The sequence below is a fragment of the Sphingomonas sp. genome (assembly GCF_042091075.1).
In the GTDB taxonomy this organism is placed as follows: Bacteria; Pseudomonadota; Alphaproteobacteria; order Sphingomonadales; family Sphingomonadaceae; genus Sphingomonas.
In genome coordinates, this window is the sequence record NZ_JBELIE010000239.1 from 1 (window position 1) to 3,133 (window position 3,133).

The following is a 3,133-nucleotide window of genomic DNA, read 5'->3' on the forward strand; positions in this document are numbered from 1 at the left end:
AAAATGTGCCCGTGGGTGGGGGGGGGGTTTTATTACTTCCGCCGCACGCCCGTCACCCTGTCCTTTTCACCGCGCCGGCATCAATGCCCCGCGCCTAGCGCGCCTGGGCCGCCGCAGGGCCGTAGAAGATGCCGTTGAACAGCAGCTTGAACGTCGCATAAGGCTGCGCGCGCTGCGTCACCTCGGGCCCCATCGCGAACAGCTTGCCGCGGCCGATATCGGTTTCCGCGACCGCGACGGTACCGTTCAGCCGCTCCTGCCCGACCGCCCAGCCGCTGCGCAGCGGCGTCGCGCCTTCGAACCATGCGATCCGCCGCAGGCTGGGTGCGGCGACGAACGGCTGGCTCTCGTCGAAGAACATATCCACCTTAGGCGTCATGCCATAGGCGAGCGGCTGGCGCGGATCGACGCTCGCCTGGATCAGCGAGCCGGGAATATAAAGATCCTTGTGCGGCAAGGCGGTGACGCTGCCATCAGGCTTTTTCGTCACCAGCGCGGGCTGGATCGCCGGGCTCAACCACGACGCCAGCGTATTGGCGCTGCCGACCGTGATGACGGTGCCGCCGCCCTGCGCGAAATCGCGCACCGCGGGCAGCGTGCGATCCTGGGTCACCTCGCCCAGCCAGCCACGATAGTCGGCGGGAATATCCTCCGGCTTGGGCAGATCGAAACGATAGCCGCCGGGATAGGCGCCGCCGCGCGCGACCGGCACCGTCCCGTCCGCGAACAACAGCACATCGTATTTCGCCGTCAGATTACCCGCATCCAGCTGCCCCGGATACACCACCTCGAAGGGGAATTCATATTGTTCGAGCAACCAGCGGGTCCAGCCGGCGGGCATGATCCCGCCATAGCGATCGACCAGCCCGACCCGCACCGGTTTCAGCTTCCACGTCGTGCCGGCGGGCGCGCGCGGCATCGCATAGGCATCGACCCCCAGCGGCGCGGATTGCGCGATCACGGCCTGCGCGCCGGGCGACGCGGGCACCCACAGCGCCCCCGCGGCCAGCGTGCGCCCGGCGACCTTGGTTTCGCCGGGGAGCCAGCTGACCGGCACCCCCGCCTTCAACAATCGATTGGTCAGCGTGAAGCTGTTGTTCGCCTCATGCCCGATCAGCCAGCCCGCCTTGCCGCTGCCGATGACGCGACCCGGCGGGGGCGCGATCTGATCGCCCGTTACCTTCTCGAACCGGCCCTGGAAGCCGTCGAGCACGCGGTCGAACTGCACCCCCATCTGATAGGCGAGCGTATAGCCGGTGATGTCATAGGGCGCCTTGGGCGGGCCACCGGGATATTCGGCATCATGCGGGTGATCCTGCGGCTCGAACATGTCGAGGATGTGCGGGCGATAGGCCTGCGCGGTGCGGACGACATAGCTGCCCGCCGGATAGCTCTTGCCCCCGGCGGTGAACGGCGCGGTCGCGCGCTCGACATCCACGCCGTTCTTCATCAACGCATTCAGAAAGGTGATCGTCGTCGGCAGATCGCGCTGCCCGGCGGGCGCCAGCACATAGCCGCGCGGGTCGCGCTGCGCCGGATCCTGCAGCACCGTCTTGTACAGTGACGGCGCGACCATCCCTTCGCGCGCACGACTGTTATAGCCGACATAGCCTTCGTCCGCTTTCGCGGTCTTGCCCGCTTCCTTCAGCGCATCGATGCGCTTGGGGGTGATCGTCCAGCTATCGCTACTACCCTTGTCGATCGACTGACGCCCCATCCGCCAGATGTTCATCAGCAGGCGTTCGCGGTTGCGCGCCGCATAATCCATCACCGCGCGATCGAGCGACCATTGATATTCCAGGCTGTCCTTCAGATGCCATTCGCGCGGACCGATCGGCAGCGTCTCGTCATTGCGCGCCAGCTGCGTGTCGGCGATCAGCGGGATCGTTTCCGGCGTCGGCCCGCCAATGATCTCGGTCAACAGGCCGATCGAATTGTGGAAATAGGCGACCGAGCGGACCATGCCATTGTGCCAGGTCGAATAGGGAGCCGCCGAACGCGCGCCCGACCCCGCCTTGTCCTCCGATACCAGCCGGCTGTGCATCGCCGCGCCGACCTCCTGCAATTCGTTCATCACGATCGGCGAATAATTGTAGTTGAACGGGTCGCGGAACGGCGGGACGAACACCACCATGCCGGCTGGGCCCGTCTGGTGCTGGTTGAAGATGATCTGCGGATACCATTCACGGAAGAAGACGCGGTTGAGTGCGGTCGTCTCGGGCATTTGCGACATGAAGCTGTCGCGATTGTTATCGTGACCGACATACTTCTGATACAGGCGCGGGATCGTGCGGAATTCGCGCTTCTTTGGGTCCTTGTTGCGCATGTACCAGTCTGCGACGAGCTGCAGTCCGTCGGGATTATCATGCCCGAACAGCACGATCGTCTCATCCAGCACGCGCTTCGTCTCGGCATCCTGTCCGCTGAGCATGCGATAGAGGACGTGGATCTGGCTTTGCGTTGTCACCGTCTCGGTGGCGTGCAGCCCGGCATCGATCCACACGATCGCGCGGCCTTCGCTGGCCAATGCCTGCGCCTGCGCCTCGCTCACCCCGTCCGCGCGGGCCAGTTGCCGCGCGATGTCGCGATAGTGGTCGAGCTTGGCGAGGTTCTGCGGACTGCTGACGACCGCCACCCACATCGTACGCCCCTCGGCCGACTTGCCGATATCGATCAGTTTCATCCGGTCGGACTGCGCCGCCAGCGTCTTCAGATAGCGTTCGTAATCATCATAATCGGCCAGATAATAATCGCTGCCCGGCTCGGTCGAAAAGGCCTCCGCGGGGGACGGCAGGGTGCCGACCTTGGGGGAAATCGGATCGGCGCCGGCATGGATCGCCAGCACCAGCGCCGCCGCGCCGAGCAGGAAGGCCGTCTTCATCGCATATGTCCCCTTGTCTTTTGCCGACGCCGTGCACGCCGACATTGTCTTTTGCGATACAGACGCATCCGGCGCCTCAAACCACATGTCGCCGCAAAGAAAAATCAGGCGGGGAGCGTTTCGGGCTCCGGCCCGCTGCGAACAGGTCAGCCCGGCAACAAATCGAACGCGATCGTCAGTCGCGGCGCATTGCCCGTGAACGGCTCGGTACCGTGCCACAGGTACGACGGAAACAGCGCCAGCATGCCCGGT

Annotated in this window: 2 protein-coding genes; both read right to left on the bottom strand. The window is 64.9% G+C overall.

Annotated features, from left to right (window positions below; genetic code table 11):
* Window positions 1-94: 94 nt before the first annotated feature.
* Complete coding sequence (locus tag ACFDSW_RS16070; RefSeq protein ID WP_375251269.1) at window positions 95-2,881, bottom strand: M14 metallopeptidase family protein; 2,787 nt, start codon at window positions 2,879-2,881, stop codon at window positions 95-97.
* 146 nt (window positions 2,882-3,027) lie between these two features.
* Entirely contained in the window at window positions 3,028-3,126 is a 99-nt protein-coding gene (locus tag ACFDSW_RS16075; protein ID WP_375251270.1) for a putative 2OG-Fe(II) oxygenase, read from the bottom strand.
* Between the last annotated feature and the right edge of the window lie 7 nt (window positions 3,127-3,133).